This window comes from Aggregatibacter sp. (assembly GCF_057314075.1).
Window position 1 is genome coordinate 17,089 of the sequence record NZ_DBHLAR010000003.1, and the last position, 19,849, is coordinate 36,937.

Annotated in this window: 19 protein-coding genes, 1 other RNA gene and 1 pseudogene; 10 read left to right on the top strand and 11 right to left on the bottom strand. The window is 43.4% G+C overall.

Annotated elements, in window-relative coordinates:
* Positions 1 to 14: 14 nt before the first annotated feature.
* Complete coding sequence (locus ACO5E4_RS01530; protein WP_485861826.1) at positions 15 to 344, top strand: DMT family transporter; 330 nt, start codon at positions 15 to 17, stop codon at positions 342 to 344.
* Between the two features lie 196 nt (positions 345 to 540).
* Here ACO5E4_RS01530 and ygiD read toward each other — a convergent pair whose 3' ends face one another.
* The 5 genes from ygiD to ACO5E4_RS01555 all read right to left on the bottom strand — a co-directional run bounded on the left by ygiD (position 541) and on the right by ACO5E4_RS01555 (position 6,658).
* A complete protein-coding gene (ygiD, locus tag ACO5E4_RS01535; protein WP_485861827.1) occupies positions 541 to 1,326 on the bottom strand; it encodes a 4,5-DOPA-extradiol-dioxygenase in 786 nt (261 codons plus the stop codon).
* 158 nt (positions 1,327 to 1,484) lie between these two features.
* Entirely contained in the window at positions 1,485 to 2,387 is a 903-nt protein-coding gene (locus ACO5E4_RS01540) for a LysR family transcriptional regulator (protein WP_485861828.1), read from the bottom strand.
* 17 nt (positions 2,388 to 2,404) lie between these two features.
* Positions 2,405 to 4,531: a DEAD/DEAH box helicase gene (locus ACO5E4_RS01545; protein ID WP_485861829.1), complete on the bottom strand. Its 2,127-nt coding sequence runs from the start codon at positions 4,529 to 4,531 to the stop codon at positions 2,405 to 2,407.
* Positions 4,531 to 5,388, bottom strand: coding sequence for a HamA C-terminal domain-containing protein (locus ACO5E4_RS01550; RefSeq protein ID WP_485861830.1), 858 nt, complete (start codon positions 5,386 to 5,388; stop codon positions 4,531 to 4,533). Before ACO5E4_RS01550 ends, ACO5E4_RS01545 begins: the two co-directional genes overlap by 1 nt.
* A gap of 37 nt (positions 5,389 to 5,425) precedes the next feature.
* A complete protein-coding gene (locus tag ACO5E4_RS01555) occupies positions 5,426 to 6,658 on the bottom strand; it encodes an ATP-binding protein (RefSeq protein ID WP_485861831.1) in 1,233 nt (410 codons plus the stop codon).
* A gap of 215 nt (positions 6,659 to 6,873) precedes the next feature.
* On the opposite strand from ACO5E4_RS01555, the pseudogene ACO5E4_RS01560 reads away from it, so the two are divergent.
* From ACO5E4_RS01560 to cydC, 5 genes and pseudogenes are all read left to right on the top strand, one after another.
* Positions 6,874 to 7,257 (top strand): annotated as a pseudogene (locus tag ACO5E4_RS01560) (alpha/beta hydrolase); the annotation flags it as partial.
* A gap of 314 nt (positions 7,258 to 7,571) precedes the next feature.
* Complete coding sequence (locus ACO5E4_RS01565; RefSeq protein WP_485861832.1) at positions 7,572 to 8,429, top strand: co-chaperone YbbN; 858 nt, start codon at positions 7,572 to 7,574, stop codon at positions 8,427 to 8,429.
* A 53-nt stretch (positions 8,430 to 8,482) separates the two neighbouring features.
* A complete protein-coding gene (trxB, locus tag ACO5E4_RS01570) occupies positions 8,483 to 9,439 on the top strand; it encodes a thioredoxin-disulfide reductase (RefSeq protein WP_485861833.1) in 957 nt (318 codons plus the stop codon).
* Positions 9,440 to 9,534: 95 nt separating this feature from the next.
* A complete protein-coding gene (gene cydD, locus ACO5E4_RS01575) occupies positions 9,535 to 11,298 on the top strand; it encodes a heme ABC transporter permease/ATP-binding protein CydD (protein WP_485861834.1) in 1,764 nt (587 codons plus the stop codon).
* Positions 11,298 to 13,031 carry a heme ABC transporter ATP-binding protein/permease CydC gene (gene cydC, locus ACO5E4_RS01580; protein WP_485861835.1) on the top strand — a complete coding sequence of 578 codons (1,734 nt, stop codon included), beginning with the start codon at positions 11,298 to 11,300 and terminating at the stop codon, positions 13,029 to 13,031. The genes cydD and cydC overlap by 1 nt, the downstream gene beginning before the upstream one ends.
* Before the next feature lie 23 nt (positions 13,032 to 13,054).
* Here cydC and ffs read toward each other — a convergent pair.
* Positions 13,055 to 13,153, bottom strand: an RNA gene (gene ffs, locus ACO5E4_RS01585) — signal recognition particle sRNA small type.
* 135 nt (positions 13,154 to 13,288) lie between these two features.
* On the opposite strand from ffs, the gene tesB reads away from it, so the two are divergent.
* Both tesB and ACO5E4_RS01595 read left to right on the top strand, forming a co-directional pair.
* Positions 13,289 to 14,155 carry an acyl-CoA thioesterase II gene (gene tesB, locus ACO5E4_RS01590; RefSeq protein WP_314170400.1) on the top strand — a complete coding sequence of 289 codons (867 nt, stop codon included), beginning with the start codon at positions 13,289 to 13,291 and terminating at the stop codon, positions 14,153 to 14,155.
* Between the two features lie 15 nt (positions 14,156 to 14,170).
* On the top strand, positions 14,171 to 15,043 hold the full coding sequence (locus tag ACO5E4_RS01595; RefSeq protein WP_485861836.1) for a ferritin-like domain-containing protein: 873 nt from the start codon (positions 14,171 to 14,173) through the stop codon (positions 15,041 to 15,043).
* A gap of 41 nt (positions 15,044 to 15,084) precedes the next feature.
* Here the strand turns inward: ACO5E4_RS01595 and ACO5E4_RS01600 are convergent, their stop codons facing one another.
* The 3 genes from ACO5E4_RS01600 to ACO5E4_RS01610 form a co-directional block, all read right to left on the bottom strand.
* Entirely contained in the window at positions 15,085 to 15,207 is a 123-nt protein-coding gene (locus tag ACO5E4_RS01600) for a lipoprotein (protein ID WP_314956023.1), read from the bottom strand.
* Positions 15,208 to 15,945: a lipopolysaccharide kinase InaA family protein gene (locus ACO5E4_RS01605; RefSeq protein ID WP_485861837.1), complete on the bottom strand. Its 738-nt coding sequence runs from the start codon at positions 15,943 to 15,945 to the stop codon at positions 15,208 to 15,210.
* 65 nt (positions 15,946 to 16,010) lie between these two features.
* Entirely contained in the window at positions 16,011 to 16,667 is a 657-nt protein-coding gene (locus ACO5E4_RS01610) for a hypothetical protein (protein ID WP_485861838.1), read from the bottom strand.
* An 84-nt stretch (positions 16,668 to 16,751) separates the two neighbouring features.
* Between ACO5E4_RS01610 and ACO5E4_RS01615 the strand changes: the two genes are divergently transcribed.
* Positions 16,752 to 17,336, top strand: a complete 585-nt coding sequence (locus ACO5E4_RS01615; RefSeq protein WP_485861839.1) for a YceB family lipoprotein — start codon at positions 16,752 to 16,754, stop codon at positions 17,334 to 17,336.
* Between the two features lie 56 nt (positions 17,337 to 17,392).
* Here the strand turns inward: ACO5E4_RS01615 and nagK are convergent, their stop codons facing one another.
* The gene (gene nagK, locus ACO5E4_RS01620; RefSeq protein ID WP_485861840.1) at positions 17,393 to 18,307 is read right to left on the bottom strand and encodes an N-acetylglucosamine kinase; all 915 of its coding nucleotides are present in this window, start codon (positions 18,305 to 18,307) and stop codon (positions 17,393 to 17,395) included.
* Positions 18,308 to 18,367: 60 nt separating this feature from the next.
* Positions 18,368 to 19,108 carry a phosphatase PAP2 family protein gene (locus ACO5E4_RS01625; RefSeq protein ID WP_485861841.1) on the bottom strand — a complete coding sequence of 247 codons (741 nt, stop codon included), beginning with the start codon at positions 19,106 to 19,108 and terminating at the stop codon, positions 18,368 to 18,370.
* Positions 19,109 to 19,183: 75 nt separating this feature from the next.
* On the opposite strand from ACO5E4_RS01625, the gene ribA reads away from it, so the two are divergent.
* Positions 19,184 to 19,837: a GTP cyclohydrolase II gene (gene ribA, locus ACO5E4_RS01630; protein WP_109127816.1), complete on the top strand. Its 654-nt coding sequence runs from the start codon at positions 19,184 to 19,186 to the stop codon at positions 19,835 to 19,837.
* Positions 19,838 to 19,849 lie beyond the last annotated feature (12 nt).

The window sequence follows — 19,849 nt, forward strand, 5'->3', positions numbered from 1 at the left end:
AACAGAGAGAAAATATGAATCCTTGGCTTTTACTGGGTGGCGCTATCGGCTTGGAAGTCATCGCCACCAATTTGCTGAAATTAAGCGATGGTTTTACCAAACAGCTTCCTACCATAAGTGCGTTATTGATTTATGCCTTATCGTTTTATTTGGTCTCCATCGTCTTCCGCAGCCTGCCTGTCGGATTAGTCTATGCCGTTTGGTCCGGCGTAGGGATCATTTTGACAGCGATGGTTGCCTTCTTTGCCTTTGGACAAAAACTCGATATGCCCGCTATGTTAGGAATTGCCCTGATTATTTCCGGCGTGCTGGTGATTAATTTATTTTCAACAACGAATCACTAATTTTCAGAACATAACGTGATTGTTGTCACCTTCAAAGCAAGAAGCGCTCTCATTGTGTTTTCTCATGTTACTTTACCGGGCGGATCCGTGCGTGAACGGTTCCTCAAACTCGGCAACTGAAAGCGAAATGCTCGCCACCACCCCGCCCTATTACAACACCAATTTATAGATTTCAACATAAAGTGTTGCGTTCATTTCATCCCACCAACACAGAGGTCATACTCAATGAACCGGCAATCAAATTATCATTGAAAAATGCCACTTTTTCATCCGGCTCACGCAACGCCATTACATACAAGAGTGGCAAATAGTGATCAGGTGTGGGTACGGAAAGTGCCGCATTTTCACCAAATTGCTCATAATGCACCAATTCATCGTTATTTTGCGTGGTCATGGCGTGATTAATGTGATCACGGAACGCATACGCCCAGTTGTATCCCGCACCGATTTGATCAATATGTTCCCAGCTTATGGCTCTTAGATTATGCACAATGTTGCCGCTACCGATAATCAACACGCCTTGTTCGCGTAAAACAGACAACTTTTTCGCTAAATTGAAATGCCACTCTGCCGGTTGTAAGCGGTTAAGACTGAGCTGCACCACAGGAATATCGGCATCGGGATACAGAAATTTCAGCACCGCCCAAGTACCATGATCAAAACCGCGCGTCGGGTTCAGCTCGATATTTTCCGGCTGCAATAACGACCGCACTTGTTCCGCCAACTCAGGCGAACCGGGCGCCGGATATTGCACTTGGCTGAGTTCTTCAGGAAAACCGTAGAAATCGTAAATCATTTCAGGCTGTTCGCCCGATGAAACCTGCAAACGGCTGCTATACCAATGCGCTGAAATCATCAAAATGGCTTTCGGTTTGGCAAACTTTTGCGTAATTAGGCTGAAATTCTGATTGAATGGGTTTTCTTTATCTAACACATTCATCGGGCTACCATGCCCGACAAACAATACAGGCATTTTTTTCATCGTTGCCTCCTTAATATCTGATGAGGCGGATTGTACGGATAAATGATTAAGCAATAAACCGCACTTTATAAACAACATATTTTCCCAGTAGGAAATGATGAAATATTCTTTGGCTTTGCTAAAAAATTAAAATCAAAAGGCCGTCTGAAAGTTGAGTTTCAGACGACCTTTTCTATTTTCAACCACTCAATCAACGCCTCCGCTGCCTGCGTTTTGTGGCGGTTGGGCGGGTAGTACAAGGCCATCGGCGGATAGATGGCACGGGCGTGAGCGAAAATTTCCAGCAGTGCGCCCGAGGCGAGTTCGTCGGCGACGGCGTAGTGCGGCAGCCAGGTCAGCCCCAAGCCGTCGAGGGCGGCGGTTTTGATGAGTGCCGTGCTGTTGAAGGTGAGGCTGGCAGGCACGCGCACCCGGTGGATTTGCCCGTTTTGGAAAAATTCCCAGTCGTCCAAGCGGTTAAAGGCGTTGAACGCAGGCACGATGCAGCGGTGTTGCACCAGTTCGGACGGCGTTTCAGGCTGCCCGTGGCGGGTGAGATAGTCGGGCGCGGCAACGACGCACATCGCCCGTTCGCCCGAAATCGGCACGGCGACCATGTCCTGCGCCACGTCGCTCAAAGGTCTTACACCAAAATCAAAGCCCTGCGCCACGATGTCCGACCAACTGTTGCTGATCAGAATCTCCACGTCCACCTCGGGAAACGCCGCCAAAAACGATCGCACTTTGGGGTAAATCAGGTAATAGGCGGGGTTTTCGGCGGCGTTAATCCGCAGCCTGCCCGACACTTTGCCGCGCAAATCGCCCAACGCCGCCAGCGCCTCCTGAATCCCGCCAAACATCAGCGCAATCCGCTCATACAGCCGCGGCCCCGCCTCGGTGGGCGACATGGAACGGGTGGTGCGGTTTAACAGCTTGGTATTTAAGCGGTTTTCCAAATCGTTCATACGGTGGCTGAGCGCCGACGGCTGCACCCCGAGCGACTGCGCCGCACGGCTGAAATTGCCGAGTTTGACGACTTGGGTGAAGGCGTAGAGGTCGTTGAAGTTGCGGTTGGTAAACATAGTTTTAATAGATTAACTTAAATTGTTTTTTGAACTTCCAATACGAGATTTTTTTCAAATTCTGTTAATTCTAAATTTGAAATATTCAATTTAGATAATTTCTCTATTGCTAGGTCAAGATTTCCGTCTGTTTTTAATTCATCTATTCTTTGGGCTATTTGCAATGGAAGGCCATATTCATCTAAAGCAGTAAATACAGGATCTAAAAATAAATTTTCAATCTGTCCACAATAAAAACTATAGTCAGCAAGGTCAATACCCTGCTTTTGTGCAATCTCATTTTGAATTCTACAAACTGCCATTGCATATCTAGGAAAATGGAACTGGGGCCATTGCCGAACAAAATTTAGCGTGTCCTCTACAGCATAATCTGCAGTTTTCCCATCTTTAATTTCTAGCTGTATAATATCCTCAATTGATTTATGTCTTATCCGGCTTAGTTTTAGTGCTAGTTGTTCACCTGAAACAACTTCTCCCATATGTCCACTTTTTACAAAGAACTTCCATATTAAATTACATAAATATTTAAGCTGATTATATTCTGGCAAGGAATTCCAAGCTAAATTACTAGTCATTGAAAAATCATTTAGCATTTCTAAAGCCAAGTTAATCTGGTCCTTAGGTTCAATGCCTATGTTTTGTTTAATTGTAGATATGCTTAATGTGTCTTGGTTATAGTATTTTTCTATCCTGTTCCAAGAGTTATCAGTCATATATTCTCTGTCAAGTTGTATAATCAGACTTTCTTTAGTATTGTCTTCATCTTGAGAAAAAACAGGAATATCTACCAATGGTAAATCTTGCTGTGGAGGATCATTAAAAATATATACATTACCAATAAAATGTTGAAACATCCTTCCTGAACGCCCTTTTATATTATTAAAGGTAAAGAAATCATATTTTTTTGTAGCGATTTTGTTGTCATATATAATAACATTCTTGGCTTTTGTATTTACTCCTTCTATTAAGGTGGATGTGCAAACTAAAAATTGCAAACTGCCATCATTAAAACCTTTTACACATAACTGTGCCAGTGCCCTAGGCATACGACCATGATGCATTCCTATGCCATTCTTTAAGCCTTTTACGAGTGTCCAATCAGGATGATAATGTTCTCCAATCCATTCTGCAGCTTCAGATAGTGATGAATTCAGGCAGCATTGTTCTGATAGTAATTTTGTTATTTTCCTTGCACTATTAGGTGAGGCGCAATAAATTAAAGTAGGTTCTTTTATCTTTCTGCATAATTCTAATAATTTTTCTTCTTTATTTTGATTATTTGATTTAATTTTAATAAGTTCAGTAACAACGGTTGAAAAATCTGTTCGGATAAATTTACATTCAAATCTTTCTTGAAATCCATCGGGAATACGATCAATATTTGGACCTAGCAGATAAAACTGTTTAGATTTTTTATATAATTCGTAAAATGCATGATTTAATGTAGTTGCTCTCTCTGAATCTTGATTAGGATCTAATTTGTAAAATTCATCTAATATAAATATGTCTTGGTCAAGCAGGTCTGAAAATTCAACAGTTCTTTCTTGGGTGAGAATGAATATATTTTTATCTGTATATTTCTGTGAGGCATGAGTAATTATCTTATAACTATTCTTAAACTTAGATAAACGTCTTCTTGTTTCATCAATCAGTGCTATTGTAGGTACAACGATTGCAATATTATTAAATCTATGTGAGTCAATAATCGCATCGATAATCGCGCTTTTACCAAAACTGGTTGGCGCACTTAAAATAACATTCTTTCCATTGAGAATATACTGAAAAATTTCAGCTTGAACCCGATGAAAAACAAAATCATCATCTGACGGAGCTTCTGTCTCAGTATTGGATAACAATGATGGTTTATGCAGTGCTCTTGCAAGCTCATCTTTAAAATTTAAGGTTTTTACGTCTAAGTAGGGATAAAGACCAAAATGTCGTATAAGCCCATTTAGTACATCTGTAAAATCTAAAAATTCTTCTTTGCGGTCTAATATGCGCAGTAACAGTAATTGCAATCTATTAGTATCATAGGAGTGATTAACTAATTCACATAGAGATTGAAGAATAAGAAATGCTGTATCAAAGTTGATTTTTTCTTTAGATTTTAGCCTGTTTTCGATCTCTTCATGATTTTTCAACATTATTGTAATCCCTTAAGTTTTTTATCCATTTGTTCAACTAATGTGTCCTTATCTTTTAATGGAAGAAGAAAAAGATGAATTTGGATGGGGGGTAATTTAACTGTTGATAGTCTTTTTTCTAGGCTATTTCTGATTTTTAGAACTTCCTTTTCTATTTTTTCTGAGTATTCGTCATCTCTCTTATTATGGCTTTTAACTACCTTGCTATTATAGGTAATTAATATTGGAATACATGCACAATCAAATAAATCATCTATAGAAGTGTTTTGATCAAGGAGTCGCTTTAGTTTTGAATAGAATGGATGGTTTTGACTCAGCATATTTGAAATAAATATTTTCTCGTTTTTTATATAATCTATTGCTGTATGCTCTACTATTTCTTTTATTACTTCAATGATGGCTCTTGCTGCATTACTATAAAATTTAACCTCTCCAATCCAAAGCTCAAATTTTCCATCTCTTTCTATAACATGAACAGAATCAAATCCTTTTACTGTTGAATTAGCAGAATCTTTAAAATATATTTTCTGTATAGCTGGGATGGAACCATAAACTTGCCTTAATATAATATGAAGAAAAAGCTCTCCAAATTCTCCTCGATTCTTATATTTATCAGTTTGATAAACTAAGCGAGCAGCCTTTCTTATTAGTTTCAATGCATTGCTAGATGATAGGCTAGTGATTTCATCAAATGATAAGCAGAACTCAGGCAGCCATTCCATAGCATGATCAGCCAGATGGGCGGCTCTCCATTCTCCTCCTTCATACCCAGCACATAGAGCACAAATCGATGGGGTGCAAGATAAGTCATGCACTCTTACTTCTAAAAATGAGTCCGGCGGTTCTGGAAAAATCATTTTATTCCTCCTTCCTTTTCCCTATAAAAAGAATCATTTATTGTACACTATCCGAATCGGTGGCAGATATATTCCCCACCAACCAATCCACCACATGCACCACCTTAACTCCATCCACTTCGCCCACGTCCATTCGGTTCGCGGTCAGCACGGTTTTTTGATAATTATCAGGCAGGTTGACTAGATTGCCGACTTCTCGGTTGCTGTTTTCGGGCAGTTGCATGGCGACTTGGAAATACTGGATTTCCGCGCCTTTTTTCGCCACGAAGTCAATTTCGGTGTTGTCGTAGCTGCCCACGTCTACTTGGTAGCCACGGCGCAGCAGTTCGATGAACACAATGTTTTCAATCTGATGGCCGAAGTTGTCGCGGAAAGATTTGTTCAGCGTGGCGTTGCGCAAGCCCGTGTCCACGCTGTAATACTTGGCTTGGGTGCGCAAGTGGGCTTTGCCGCGCAGGTCGTAGCGGCGGGCTTGGTAGAAGATGAACGCCTGTTCCAGCAGGTCCACATATTTGGCAATGGCGTTGTTGCTTGCGCCCGTACCCTCGTTTTTCAGGGTGTTGGCAATGTTGTTAATGGAAATGCTGTTGCCTGTTTCACTCAATAAAAAGGCGGCGAGGCGGCTCAACACGCCGTCGTTGCGCAGGTTAGCACGCTCGCTCACATCTTTGAGTAAAATCGAATTGAAAATGCCGTCCAAAATCGTGCGGCACACTTCTTCGTCTTCCACCAACGCCGTGGCGGGGAAACCACCGCGCTGCACATATTCGGGAAAAAGTGTGTCCGGCACGCCGTCGAATTGGCGGAACTGCATATATTCTTGAAATGAAAGGGGAAACACGGGAATTTCCACCATTCGCCCCACCAGCAGCGTCGCCAGCTCGCCCGACAGCAGCGAGGAATTTGAGCCCGACAGATAAATATTCGCATCCAAATCTACCCGCAGGCTGTTTACGGCATCTTCCCAGCCTGCAACCCGTTGAATCTCATCAAAAAACAGATACATTTTCTGCCCCGCCTGCGCACGCTCCATCACATAGCGGTACAGCGTTTCGGCGGTGCGCAAGGCTTGGTGCTGCATGGATTCAAAGTTCAAAAACACAATCTGTGCCTCTGCCACGCCGCTGGTTTGCAAATAACGGCGGAACATTTCCAGCACAAAAGTCTTGCCCGAACGGCGCACGCCGGTGATGACTTTGATAAATTCGCTGTTTTGGTATTTTTTCAAGCGGTTGAGATAAATGGGGCGGTCAAATACAGTTTGCAGCATAATGAAAACTTCCTAAATTCTGCTAGATTATTTTCATTATAATGCAAAGTTAAAGGGTTTTACAGGCTGATTTTCAGTATAGTGAAAATAAAAGGTCGTCTGAAAGCCTGATTACTGAATTTTCCTCACAACGGCATTGCCATTTCCCCTAATTATCAAACCAACACAAATCCCTATAATGCATTCCATCGATCAATCAACCAGCAGGACTTAAAATGAAACGTCTCAAAACTACTTTATTAACCGTAATCTTAACCGCAACACTAGGAGGCAACGCTATGGCAGCAGACTACCGCAACAACCCATTCACTTTGACTTACGACCACGCCATCACAAAAAATGAGGCGGGCAAAGTGCAAATCCACCCCGTCAAATACGTGCAAAAACAGACCGGCATCGAAGTCGCCGCCAACGTTTATACGCCCGCCAATTTTGACCCGAGCAAAAAATACCCGACCATCGTCGTCGCCCACCCGAACGGCGGCGTGAAAGAGCAAGTGGCGGGTCTGTACGCGCAAAAACTCGCCGAACAGGGCTATCTGACCATCGCCTTTGACGCGGCGTACCAAGGCGCAAGCGGTGGCGCACCACGCTACACCAGCATTCACTATTATTCTTCAATAAACAAAACCGACATTTTTTCATGATTTTCTCCTTGTTATTTGATGAAGCAAATAATGATTAAGTAATAAACCACACTTTATGAACAACATTTTTTACTAATAGGAAATGACATGAAAAGTGCAGTCAAATTTTCGGATATTTTGCGTATTTAAACCCTATCCGGGTCGACTTTATGCGAGTCGTCAATCTTGCAAGCCTTTAAGACGCTATACCCTGAAAAACACTAAAAAATCGCACCGCACTTTGCTATAATGCGCGCCATTCATTTCATTCAAAACAAGAGAAGAACATGACTGATTTTCCTGCCATTCGTGACCTCAACGAGCAAAATCTCAACGAAATTTTACAACTTTCACAACATCATCCTTTGGTGATCACGTTTTATGCGCCAAGCCATGCAGATTCGGTGGCGTTTGTAAAAACCTTGGAAAATTATGCCAACCAATACCAAGGGCAATTTGTGTTAGCTAAAGTAGATTGTGAGAAAGAACAAATGGTGGCGGCGCAATTCCGTATTCAAGCCTTGCCGACCACTTATTTGTTTAGAGACGGGCAAGCGTTAGATGCCTTTCAAGGCGCGTTGGATAACACCACCTTGCAACAGCGTTTGAGTGCGATTTTGCCGAAAGAGGAAGAAATCAAATTTAATCAGGCATTGGATTTGCTTGCGGTGGAAAATTATGATCAAGCGTTGCCGTTGTTGAAAGAGGCGTGGGAGTTATCTGATCAGAAAAATAGCGATATCGCACTGCTCTATGCGGAAACCTATATCGCCATGAAAAAAACTGAGCCGGCACAGCAGATTTTGAACAAAATCCCCCTACAAGATCGTGACAGTCGCTGGCAGGGTTTACAGGCGCAAATTGAGTTGTTGATTAAAGCTGCCGATACGCCGGAAATTCAACAATTACAGGAAGAATTTGCGAAACAACCAACCCATGATCTCGCGTTAAAATTGGCGTTGCAATTACACCAAGCCAATCGCAACGAAGAGGCGTTGGACTTGTTATTTACCATTTTACGTCAAGATTTAGGCGCAGAGGACGGCAAAATTAAGCAGGAATTTTTATCTATTTTGGCCGCCATCGGCAACAACGATCCGGTAACCAATAAATACCGCCGATTGCTCTATTCGTTGTTGTACTAAGGGGAAATCTTCTATAATAGCGCCCACAAATATTACGTTGATAAGGATTGATTATGTCAGATATTAAACACGCGCAATTACTCATTTTAGGCTCAGGCCCTGCCGGTTACACGGCGGCAATTTATGCGGCACGCGCTAATTTAAAACCGGTACTCGTCACCGGTTTACAACAAGGCGGACAGCTCACCACCACCAGCGAAATTGAAAACTGGCCGGGAGATTTCGGTGAAACGACCGGCCCGGAATTAATGCAAAGAATGTTGCAACACGCCGAAAAATTTGAGACTGAAATCGTCTTCGATCACATTAACCGTGTAGATTTATCTTCTCGCCCATTAAAATTATACGGCGATGCACAAACCTTTAGCTGCGATGCGTTAATCATCGCCACCGGTGCTTCTGCCCGTTATTTAGGCTTACCTTCTGAAGAAAACTTCAAAGGTCGCGGCGTTTCCGCTTGTGCCACTTGTGACGGTTTCTTCTATCGCAACAAACCGGTTGCCGTCATCGGTGGCGGTAACACCGCCGTGGAAGAAGCGCTCTATTTAGCCAACATTGCTTCCGAGGTGCATTTGATCCACCGTCGCGATAGTTTCCGTGCAGAGAAAATTCTTATCGACCGTTTATACAAAAAAGTGGAAGAAGGCAAAATCGTGCTGCATACCAACCGCACTTTAGATGAAGTGTTGGGCGACAATATGGGCGTGACCGGCGTACGTTTGAAAGACGTGCAATCCGAAGCAACGGAAGAGGTCGCATTAGACGGCGTCTTCGTAGCCATCGGCCATGCACCAAATACGGAAATTTTCCAAGATCAACTGGAATTAAAGAACGGCTATATCGTGGTGAAATCCGGCTTAGACGGCAATGCAACCGCCACTTCCGTGGAAGGCGTTTTTGCCGCGGGCGATGTGATGGATCACAATTATCGCCAAGCCATTACCTCTGCCGGCACCGGCTGCATGGCGGCGTTAGATGCCGAGCGTTATTTGGATGCGCAAAAAGCATAACCGCACGGTCATCGCACTGAGACAACACATTGTGTAATACAGGGTGGGCAATAACGCCCACCTTCCGTTTTTCTGTTTCTGATAAAACATAACTTATGGATAAATCTCGTCAAAAACATTTGCAACAATGGCTTCGCACCCAGCAAAAGCCGATTAAAAAATATTTGAATCTCAATGTTCTGCTCGCCACGTTCTCCTCAGTGATTTTAGTGGGGCAGACTTATCTCTTAGCCGCTTTGCTGCATAAGCTCATTATTCTGGGCGAACCGGTTACCGATTTAGTCCCTTACTTTATCGGCTTAATCGCCGGCTTTGCGCTACGTGCGCTAATTTTGTGGTTCCGAGAAAAAATCGGCTTCAAGTGCGGTCAATTATTACGGAATATGATTCGTCAGCAAATTTTGGATAAAATCCATCAAGTTGGCCCGGCAACAATTAACAATAAACCTGCCGGAAGCTGGGCAACCATCATGTTGGAACAAGTAGAGAACTTGCATAATTTCTACGCCCGCTATTTACCGCAACAAGCGCTTTCCGCCATTGTGCCAATGATTATTCTGATTGCCGTGTTCCCGTTAAACTGGGCAGCCGGTTTGATTTTAATGGGCACCGCGCCGCTGATTCCTATCTTCATGATTTTAGTCGGCAAAGCGGCGGCAGACAGCAGCCAAAAGAACATGGATACCCTTGCGCGGTTAAGCGGTCAATTCCTCGATCGTCTGCGCGGTTTGGAAACCTTACGTTTATTCGACCGCACTTCCGAGCAAACCCGCCATATTGAAAACAGTACGGAAGATTTCCGTGAAACTACCATGGATGTGCTAAAAATGGCGTTCCTCTCCTCTGCCGTCCTCGAGTTTTTCACTTCGATTTCTATTGCATTAATGGCGGTGTATTTCGGTTTCAGTTATTTAGGGCAAGTGGAATTCGGCAGTTATGGCACGCCGATTACACTCTTTATCGGTTTCTTCTGCCTCATTCTTGCACCGGAGTTTTACCAACCCTTACGCGACCTCGGCACTTATTATCATGACCGTGCAGCCGGTATTGGTGCGGCAGATGCCATCGTAGATTTCTTGGAAGAAGATTATTTAATCGCTCAAGGCAACAGCAAAGCGGCATTTGAAAGCCAAAGTGCGGTGGAAATTTCAGGTGAAAATGTGGTGGTCTTGTCGCCACAAGGTAAACCGCTGACAGAAGCGCTGAATTTCCATATTCCGGCGAAAAGCCATATCGCGATTGTGGGACAAAGCGGCGCCGGAAAAACCTCGCTGATCAATGCCATTTTGGGCTTTTTACCTTATGAAGGCAGCCTGAAAATCAACGGGCAAGAATTGCGCGATGTCGATTTAGCCCAATGGCGCAAACACATTGCCTGGGTTGGACAAAACCCGTTATTGTTGCAAGGCACGATTAAAGAGAATTTATTATTGGGGGATATTCAAGCTTCCGCACAAGAAATTGATCACGCATTGGCATTAGCGCAAGCGAAAGAATTTACCGACCGTCTCGGCTTAGAGGCAGAAATTAAAGAAGGTGGCATTGGCGTGTCCGTCGGGCAAGCACAACGTTTGGCCGTTGCACGTGCGCTACTGCGCAAAGGCAATTTGTTGTTATTAGATGAACCGACTGCCAGCCTTGATGCGCAATCGGAAAATCAGGTATTACAAGCCTTGCAACACATCAGTCGCCAACAAACAACCGTGATGATCACCCACCGCATTGAAGATCTGAAACAATGCGACACCATTTTAGTGATGCGTCACGGACAAATAATTCAGCAGGGGCATTTTGACCAACTGCAACATCAAGGTTTCTTCGCCGAATTATTGGCACAACGACAACAGGATATTAACTAATGCGTGCTTTATTGCCTTTTATTCGTTTATTTAAATTTGCCAAACTGCCGTTAATTTTCGGTGGTTTGTTAATGATTCTAGGGCTTGCCTCCAGCATCGGGTTACTTACCCTTTCGGGTTGGTTCTTGGCGGCGACCGCCATTGCCGGCTTGGGTTCGCTCTTTAACTTTTTCTATCCGTCCGCTAGCGTACGCGGTTTAGCCATCGGGCGCACGGTGGCGCGCTATTTTGAAAAAGTCGTCACCCACGATGCCACTTTCCGCGTGTTAGCCAAATTACGCGTGCAAGTGTTTAGCAAAATTATTCCGTTAAGCCCGGGCGTGCTCAATCGCTATCGTAACAGTGATTTATTAAACCGTTTGGTCGCCGATGTGGATACCTTAGACGGACTTTATCTTCGCCTGATTGCACCGTTTATCAGTGCCATTGTGGTGATTACTTTGATTACCCTTGGATTAAGTTTTGTTCATGTGCCACTCGCACTGTTCCTTGGCCTCACATTACTGACCTTATTACTGGTGATCCCAACCATTTTTTACCATCTGGGCAACAAATTCGGCGCAAAATTAACCCAATCCCGCGCACTGTACCGCACGCAATTTGTGGAATTTATTCAGGCACAAGCAGAATTATTGTTATTTAACGGGGAAGAAAAACTAAAAGGGAAATTGAGCCTAACCGAACAGCAATGGCAAGCCTATCAACAACGGGAAGCAAATTTATCGGGATTTTCCACCGCACTTTTGTTGTTCGCCAACGGTTTGGTGTTATGTATTGTGATGTGGTTTGCCGCACAAGTGGATTTGGGCAGCAATGAATACAGCACAGCCTTGATTGGCTTGTTTGCCTTTGCCGCCCTCGCCTCGTTTGAAATTCTGATGCCGATCGGCGCCGCATTTTTGCACATCGGGCAAATGGTGGCATCGGCTGAACGGGTAACCGATATTATTGAACAGCAACCCCTGGTGGATTTTTCCGGCACGCAACGTGTTGAAAGCCAAACTCAAGTGCCGTTATTGCAAATTAATCAAGTTCATTTCACTTATCCGCAACGTGATAACCCGGCATTAGTGGACTTAAATCTCCATATTCAAGCCGGTGAAAAATTGGCCATTTTAGGAAAAACCGGCAGCGGCAAATCGACGCTACTTCAATTATTGGTACGCAATTATGATGCCAACCAAGGGGAAATCTTATTCGCCGGTAATCGCATTCAAGCCTATAGCGAAAGCAGTTTACGCCAACAATTTTGTTTCTTAACGCAACGCGTGCATGTGTTTAGCGATACGTTGCGTAACAACTTGCAACTGGCTAACCCTGCGCCATTGAGCGATGAAAAAATGGTTGCCGTGCTACAACAAGTGGGCTTGGAAAAATTGGTGAATCAAGAACAAGGATTAGATTTATGGCTGGGAGACGGCGGTCGTCCGTTATCGGGCGGTGAACAACGTCGTTTAGGCTTGGCACGCGTGTTATTAAATGATGCGCCCATTTTACTCTTAGATGAACCCACAGAAGGCTTGGATCGCGAAACCGAACGCCATATTCTGCAAGCGATTTTGGCTCACAGTGTCGGTAAAACCTTGATTATGGTGACACACCGTTTAACCGCCATTGAGCAATTTGATCAACTTGTGGTGATCGATAACAGTCGATTAATTGAACAAGGTTCGTACAGCGAATTGATCAATAAAGAAAATGGCTTTTTCAAGCAACTGACACAACGTATTTAAAAGGAAGGGCTGGAAAGGTGGAAACCTTTCCGGCTTAGTCTCGGCACACGAAAATTCTGACTCTGGCTGCTTTCTTCCGAACCTGACCTGGTAAACCAGACTTCATTGCGAGGGACCGAAAAGGTTTCCATTGAATTAACCGCAAGATTTGATAGCGCGATTAAGGCTTCGCATTATGCAATAAGCCCTATTGAATTGCAAACGTTATCTCCGGATCACATCAGAACAGCCTGAACTTTAAACAAATGAGGAAAATCATGACCGCACTTAACCAACTTATCGAACTGTTAAAACTGGAAAAAATCGACGATTTACTTTTTCGCGGCGCAAGCCAAGATCTCGGGTTTCGCCAAGTGTTCGGTGGTCAAGTCGTGGCGCAGGCGCTTTCTGCTGCGATTCAAGTCGCCCCTCAAGATCGTTTTTTACATTCTTGCCACGCCTATTTTCTTTCGCCGGGCGACAGCCAATATCCGATTATTTATGATGTCGAAATTTTACGCGAGGGCAGAAATTTCACGGCGATGCGGGTAAAAGCCATTCAACATAAATCACCGATTTGTCACATTACCGCCTCTTTCCAAACGCTGGAACAAGGCTTTGAACACCAAAGCGAGATGCCAAAGGTAGAAGCACCTGATGCCTTCATGTCAGAAAGCTCGGTCATTCAGCAAATGGCACAAACCATTCCGGAAGCCGTGCGCGATAAATTTACAGCAGAGCGTCCCTTTGATATTCGTACCAAATATTTAAATAATCCGTTCCGCGGACATAAACTGCCACCACAACAATACTCTTGGGTGCGCACCAATGGCGAAGCACCGACAGACTATCGCATTCAACAATGCCTGCTCGCCTACTTCTCCGATTTTCATTGCATTTTGACCGCACTTCATCCCCATGAAAAAGGCTTTTTACAAAAAGGCATGAAAGTTGCCACCATCGACCATTCTATTTGGTTCCATCGCCCGTTTGATATGAATGATTGGTTACTCTATGCCATTGAAAGTAACAACGCCTATGCCGCCCGTGGGCTTGCTCGTGGTCAATTTTTTGCGGCAGATGGCCGATTAATTGCAACCACCCAACAAGAAGGGTTAATTCGTTACGTTCCGGAAGAACAATAAAAAACGAGGAAAAAAATGACCGCACTTTATGCTGCTCAAGATTTTTGGCATGCCGTTACCAAGGCTCTGCAAACCAAGGATCCGTTAGAAAAATGCCGCTTAGTGAATCATCTTTATGATGAGCTATTACCGCAGATTAAATTGGCGGAATTACCCGATTTTCCGGAAGTGACGCCAGAAATGGATCTTGCCGGTATTCCGCATAAGCCACGGCTCGTTGCACCGAAAGATGTACCGAAACGTTCTTTCGCCACAGAAGAAGGTTATGCAGCAACGTTGCACGCTATTGCCCATATTGAATTTAATGCCATTAATTTAGGCTTGGATGCTGCTTGGCGTTTTGGCCGAAATGCGCAACAAGAATTAGGCGAAGGCATGGCATTTGTAAAAGATTGGCTACGTGTCGCACGTGAAGAAAGCACCCATTTTTCCTTAGTCAACGCGCATTTGCATACGCTTGGATATCAATACGGCGATTTTGAAGCCCATGCCGGTTTATGGGAAATGGCACAGGCAACCGCGCATGATATTTGGGAACGTATGGCATTAGTGCCACGCGTACTGGAAGCGAGAGGGCTGGATGCCACGCCTGTATTACAAGAAAAAATTGCGCAACGGAAAGACATGGCCGCCGTCAAGATTTTAGATGTGATTTTAACGGATGAAATCGGACACGTTTATATCGGCAATCATTGGTATCACGCACTTTCCGCCAAGCGCGGATTAGAGGCTATGAAATGTTTTACCGAACTGCTACACAAATATCGTATTGTGATTTTTAAAGGCGTCATCAACACGGATGCCCGTTTACAAGCCGGTTTTACGCAACATGAATTAGATTGGATTTATGAAGTGGAACAGACATTAAAGTCGTATGTTAAACAGTAAAAAAATAAAATGCCCGATAAGAAATATTATCGGGCATTTTTTTAGAATCGAACGCCAGTGCCAACGCCTACGCCGACACTATTAGAACCGCCACCAACACCTACACCAACGGAACAGGCGCTGAGACTCAAAACAATAAATAATGTCATGATGATTTTTTTCATTTAGTCCTCTCTTTTCACTTGTTCAATATTCTGATATAGCCGATAAATTCCAATAAGATCTCGCTTGGCGATAGCTTTAAAGGGCAGTAATAAATAGTAAATACAACGATAATGTTCTACGGATGCCAGCATATCCAGCCATTCCTGTGGCTCGCAACATTCACGATATTTCCGCATAACATCGCAAATGATCTCATCGGATAATTCATCTTCACGACATAAATTATAGATAAACAGCAACAAATCACGCGCTTTTTGCTTACTTAAAGCCCGCTTGGTTGCATTCACTTCAAAATCAATAAACAACACTTGACCATCACGCCATAGGATATCACGAATTGCCGGACGGCCATGCACTAATCCTTGTCTATGTAAGCCAGCCAATGCGACTGCAGCATCCAATAAAATAGCGCGTTTTTGTTGTTCGGAAAGGCGAAGCCCAATCCAATGGGCTACACTGTTTCCGCCGTCTTCCAACACTAAGAAATCCTCACCAAACATTTCAAGGTGCGGTACCGGCGCATGATGTTCCGCAAGGTATTGCAGACTTTGAATTTCGTTTTTAAAGGCTTGTTTCGGTTTCGGCTTCAAAAAATGCCACACACCGTGTAATTGTTCCGGTTGTTTTAACCAAAAATCTTTATCGTTATAAGTAAAATGATATACGCGCTCACCTTTATGCTCGGCAAGCACTTGCTGAACATATTCTTCAAAAGGCAATGCGGATAATTGCGACATATTTTCGTTCCCCACAAACATAAAGTGCGGTCAAAATTAACCGCACTTTTAAGCAACTAGGTGTGCTATTTTTTAATTAAACTTAATTTAGCCACACGATCACCGGCTAATTGACAATCCATTTTATAAAATTGATTGCCGTTCAAACGAACATCAGCGGTAAGGCGGGAATCGCTGTTAGCGTGATTTGCCGAACTGCGAAATACCCGTGACGTTTGTGCAACCTGCTGAATTTTCGCGATGCAAAGGTAATTCAATTTGGCATCATTGCCGGTTTTGACGTTGGCAGCGCCTTTATCCGCGCTGTTTGTTCCCAACATTTTGTACAATTTAGCCCCTTCGGCGATGAGCGTTTTATGCGATTCATTAGCACCGTTTAGGCTGTACACTTTCCCGTTTTCTTGCACTGCAGCCACATTTCCGGCTTTATAAAAAAATAATTTATTCTCACCGTCATGCGTAACTTTAATCAATTCCGGTTGTCCATTAAGATACGCGACATAATGGGTATTGTTGTGCGTATATTCAAAGCGTGGCAATGTTTCCGCTTTTTGAACAAAGGCATTAACATCAAACGTTGGCGCTGATGTTGAACCGACATCAACCACCGCTCTCGGTTTGTGCATGTCGTTCGACGGAAATAAAGATCCGCACGCAGAGAGCAATAGAATTGAAGAACATATTGAAGCACCGAGTATCGCTTTGACGATATATTGACGCATAAAAAACTCCTAAAACCAATAAAAGTGCGGTCTAGTTTAACCGTTTTTTGATTTTTTTTAAACCTTACACTTTGGAGAACATCTATGTTTGCATGGTTAAAACAAAAAGGCATCGCGTTCATTTTTGCCTGTTTACTGACATTCACATGCTCAACAGCCGCTTTTGCCTTAGCTATCGGCGAAAGCGAAATAAACCAATTACTCAAACAACATAATCATTATAAAAACAGTTATGGCATTCCCGGCCTAGCTAGTGTGAACTACAACTTGCATGATTTCAGCGCCCAAATTGGGCAAAACGCAGAAAAACGATTGGAGTTAAGTGGCATTATTGATGGTTTATTTCAACTCCCAACTGATCAATTTTCTGCCAAGCTGAATCTCACCTTTGACACCGTGCCTTATTATGATGCGCAAAAAGGTGCCGTATATTTGAAAGATATTCGCGTGCTTCGTTGGTCCGGGTCGCCACAACAGTATATAGGGCAAGTGCAAAATCTTCTCCCTCTACTTGCCAGTAATATTTCCGCTTACTTGAGCAGTACACCGATTTATACACTGGATGAAAAGAATCCTCGGGATAAAATGATCAAGCAAGTTGCCAAAGCCGTTCGAATAGAACAAGGCAGACTCGAAGTCGAAACCGTTGATAATTTTTTAATCCCATAATCTCAAAGAAAAAAGAAAGGCTGAAATAAATTCAGCCTTTTTATTTTTAATCATTATTAGCGGGATAAAAACAATGCTGCCGCCCCACGCACCCCACCGGAATCACCGTATTTGGCTTTTTTAATCACCGGCACTTTAGCACTACGCATTAAATGGGGCGGTAATGCTTTTGGTAACGCTTCATATAAATAATCGAAATTGGATAATCCCCCGCCTAGCACAATAAGATGTGGGTCGAAAGCCGTAATAATGTTACCGATAGAAATTGCAGCAAGTTCCACAAAAACACCGACAAAATCCACCGCACTTTTATCATCGGCATAGAAACGTTGAATGATTTCTTTTGCCGATAAAGCTTCGCCTTTCAAATCACGGTATAGCATTTCAAAACCACGACCGGATAAATAAGTATCCAAACAAGCTTTGTTGCCGCAACCACAATCATAAATCGGTGCTTTATCCCAGCCGAGTAATTTCAATGCGTGGTAGTTCAGCTGTAAATGCCCCAACTCGCCAGCCATACCGGTTTGTCCGGAATGAATTTTACCATTCAATACAAATCCGCCACCAAAACCGGTGCCTAAAATCAATCCTAACACAGAAGGGTATTGCGCATTTTCAGCATCCCAAGCTTCCGATAGCGCAAAACAGTTTGCATCATTCTCAGCGCGGGCTTCACGGTCTAACAAAGCAGATAAATCGCGCAAAATGGGTTTATTGTCTGCTACGCGAATATTGGTAATTTCAGCGATGCCGGTAGTTTGGTTCACAAAACCTGGAATGCCTAATCCCACAGAACCTTTACAATCAAATTTTTTATCGGCGCTTTTCACCAGATTAACAATGACATTCAACCAATCTTCATAGCTGCTTTTCGGTGTTTCCACCCGCTCGCTATATTGCTTCTCTAACTGAGAATTAAACACCGCTAATTCAATTTTGGTGCCCCCAATATCAAGCCCATATAACATACCCATCTCCTTTTACACGACGCAACAAATATCTGAAAAACCTACCGCACTTTTAGTCACTTATTCCATTTTCTGGAAATACTGTTTTTTCGCTAAGAATGCAAAAATCATCCAGTGTACTAACCACGCAATTAACACTGAAATAAATAAATCAATTGGATAATGCATGCCGAAACGTAAACGACTGACCAACATTAACACCGCCCAACAGCTCATAAATGCAATTAATAATTTTGCACGCCCTTTTCGATTACCGATTAATTGTACGAACCCCACCGTTAACATAAGCCAGCTGGCCGCAAAAATCGTGTGCCCGGATGGAAAAGAATAGCCCACTTCGCTCGCGTAATGCCCTTTGATCCATTCCGGTACAGATGCTTGCGTTTGATAAAATTGCTCAACAAATTGCGCCCGAGCTTTGCGATCTTGCGCATAAAAAGCTTCGGTGCTTGTACCGGTTTGGTCAGCAACATAAGTCACGAAAGGCCGAGGCTCACTAAACGCGTTTTTCAACCCGGATTTCAGTCCTTGTGTCACAACCATTGAAAAAGCCATTACAGCAACAGCTAAAATCCATTGTTTTCGCTGAGGAAATAATGGTAAAAAAAGCAACGCAAAAACGCCGCAAGTGATAATGGCGTAAGGCACACTCCCACTTTCTGTCAACCAATATAAAGGATGCTCGTAGTCTTCAAACATGAGACTGCCGCTCCACTGCCAAGCGGACAGCCAGACAAAAAGAGGGACAAGACAAAGCAATAGTGTATATAATGACAACCTTTTTAACATATTCATAACCATAGATAAAATTGAGCCGTCATTTTATCATCAGAACCCAACAAAAGAAAAAGAATAAGGACAAAATAAGGATACGTTATGGCAAAAATTGAACTCGTTGCCCAAGCCAATTTACCGACAGAATTCGGGCTATTTAAAATCGTGGGATTTGAATTTCCCGACACGAAAAAAGAACACGTTGCCTTAGTCTTGGGCGACATCAGCCATTCAGAAGAACCCGTCTTAGCACGTATCCACTCCGAATGCCTCACCGGCGATGCATTGCATAGTTTAAAATGTGACTGCGGTTTCCAGCTTGCCGCGGCATTACGCCAAATTCAACAAGAAGGTCGTGGCGTATTGATTTATCACCGTGAAGAGGGCCGCGGCATTGGCTTAATTAACAAAATTCGCGCTTATTCCTTACAAGATAAAGGCATGGACACCATTGAGGCAAATTTGGCTTTAGGGTTTGCTGCGGATGAACGTAATTTTAGCGTGTGTGCAGACATTTTCGATTTATTAGGCGTCAAACAAATTCGCTTGCTTACCAATAATCCGGAAAAAATCGAAACCATGAAACAATCCGGTATTAATGTGGTAGAACGCGTGCCGCTGAATGTTGGCGAAAACCGCTATAACACGGCTTATTTAGATACCAAAGCCAAAAAAATGGGCCATTTTATCGTACATAACGGTGAACAACATTTAATGGAATGCCCCTATTGCCAAGAAGAAGTGCCGAAAAAATAACAGCCTCACATG

Coding starts and splice junctions, on each gene's coding strand:
- ACO5E4_RS01555 (WP_485861831.1), bottom strand. CDS start 6,658: ATGCTGCAAACTGTATTTGACCGCCCCATTTATCTCAACCGCTTGAAA.
- ACO5E4_RS01545 (WP_485861829.1), bottom strand. CDS start 4,531: ATGTTGAAAAATCATGAAGAGATCGAAAACAGGCTAAAATCTAAAGAA.
- ACO5E4_RS01530 (WP_485861826.1), top strand. CDS start 15: ATGAATCCTTGGCTTTTACTGGGTGGCGCTATCGGCTTGGAAGTCATC.
- ACO5E4_RS01625 (WP_485861841.1), bottom strand. CDS start 19,108: ATGGTTATGAATATGTTAAAAAGGTTGTCATTATATACACTATTGCTT.
- nagK (WP_485861840.1), bottom strand. CDS start 18,307: ATGTTATATGGGCTTGATATTGGGGGCACCAAAATTGAATTAGCGGTG.
- ACO5E4_RS01565 (WP_485861832.1), top strand. CDS start 7,572: ATGACTGATTTTCCTGCCATTCGTGACCTCAACGAGCAAAATCTCAAC.
- cydD (WP_485861834.1), top strand. CDS start 9,535: ATGGATAAATCTCGTCAAAAACATTTGCAACAATGGCTTCGCACCCAG.
- ACO5E4_RS01605 (WP_485861837.1), bottom strand. CDS start 15,945: ATGTCGCAATTATCCGCATTGCCTTTTGAAGAATATGTTCAGCAAGTG.
- ACO5E4_RS01540 (WP_485861828.1), bottom strand. CDS start 2,387: ATGTTTACCAACCGCAACTTCAACGACCTCTACGCCTTCACCCAAGTC.
- tesB (WP_314170400.1), top strand. CDS start 13,289: ATGACCGCACTTAACCAACTTATCGAACTGTTAAAACTGGAAAAAATC.
- trxB (WP_485861833.1), top strand. CDS start 8,483: ATGTCAGATATTAAACACGCGCAATTACTCATTTTAGGCTCAGGCCCT.
- ygiD (WP_485861827.1), bottom strand. CDS start 1,326: ATGAAAAAAATGCCTGTATTGTTTGTCGGGCATGGTAGCCCGATGAAT.
- ACO5E4_RS01600 (WP_314956023.1), bottom strand. CDS start 15,207: ATGAAAAAAATCATCATGACATTATTTATTGTTTTGAGTCTCAGCGCC.
- ACO5E4_RS01550 (WP_485861830.1), bottom strand. CDS start 5,388: ATGATTTTTCCAGAACCGCCGGACTCATTTTTAGAAGTAAGAGTGCAT.
- ribA (WP_109127816.1), top strand. CDS start 19,184: ATGGCAAAAATTGAACTCGTTGCCCAAGCCAATTTACCGACAGAATTC.
- cydC (WP_485861835.1), top strand. CDS start 11,298: ATGCGTGCTTTATTGCCTTTTATTCGTTTATTTAAATTTGCCAAACTG.
- ACO5E4_RS01610 (WP_485861838.1), bottom strand. CDS start 16,667: ATGCGTCAATATATCGTCAAAGCGATACTCGGTGCTTCAATATGTTCT.
- ACO5E4_RS01615 (WP_485861839.1), top strand. CDS start 16,752: ATGTTTGCATGGTTAAAACAAAAAGGCATCGCGTTCATTTTTGCCTGT.
- ACO5E4_RS01595 (WP_485861836.1), top strand. CDS start 14,171: ATGACCGCACTTTATGCTGCTCAAGATTTTTGGCATGCCGTTACCAAG.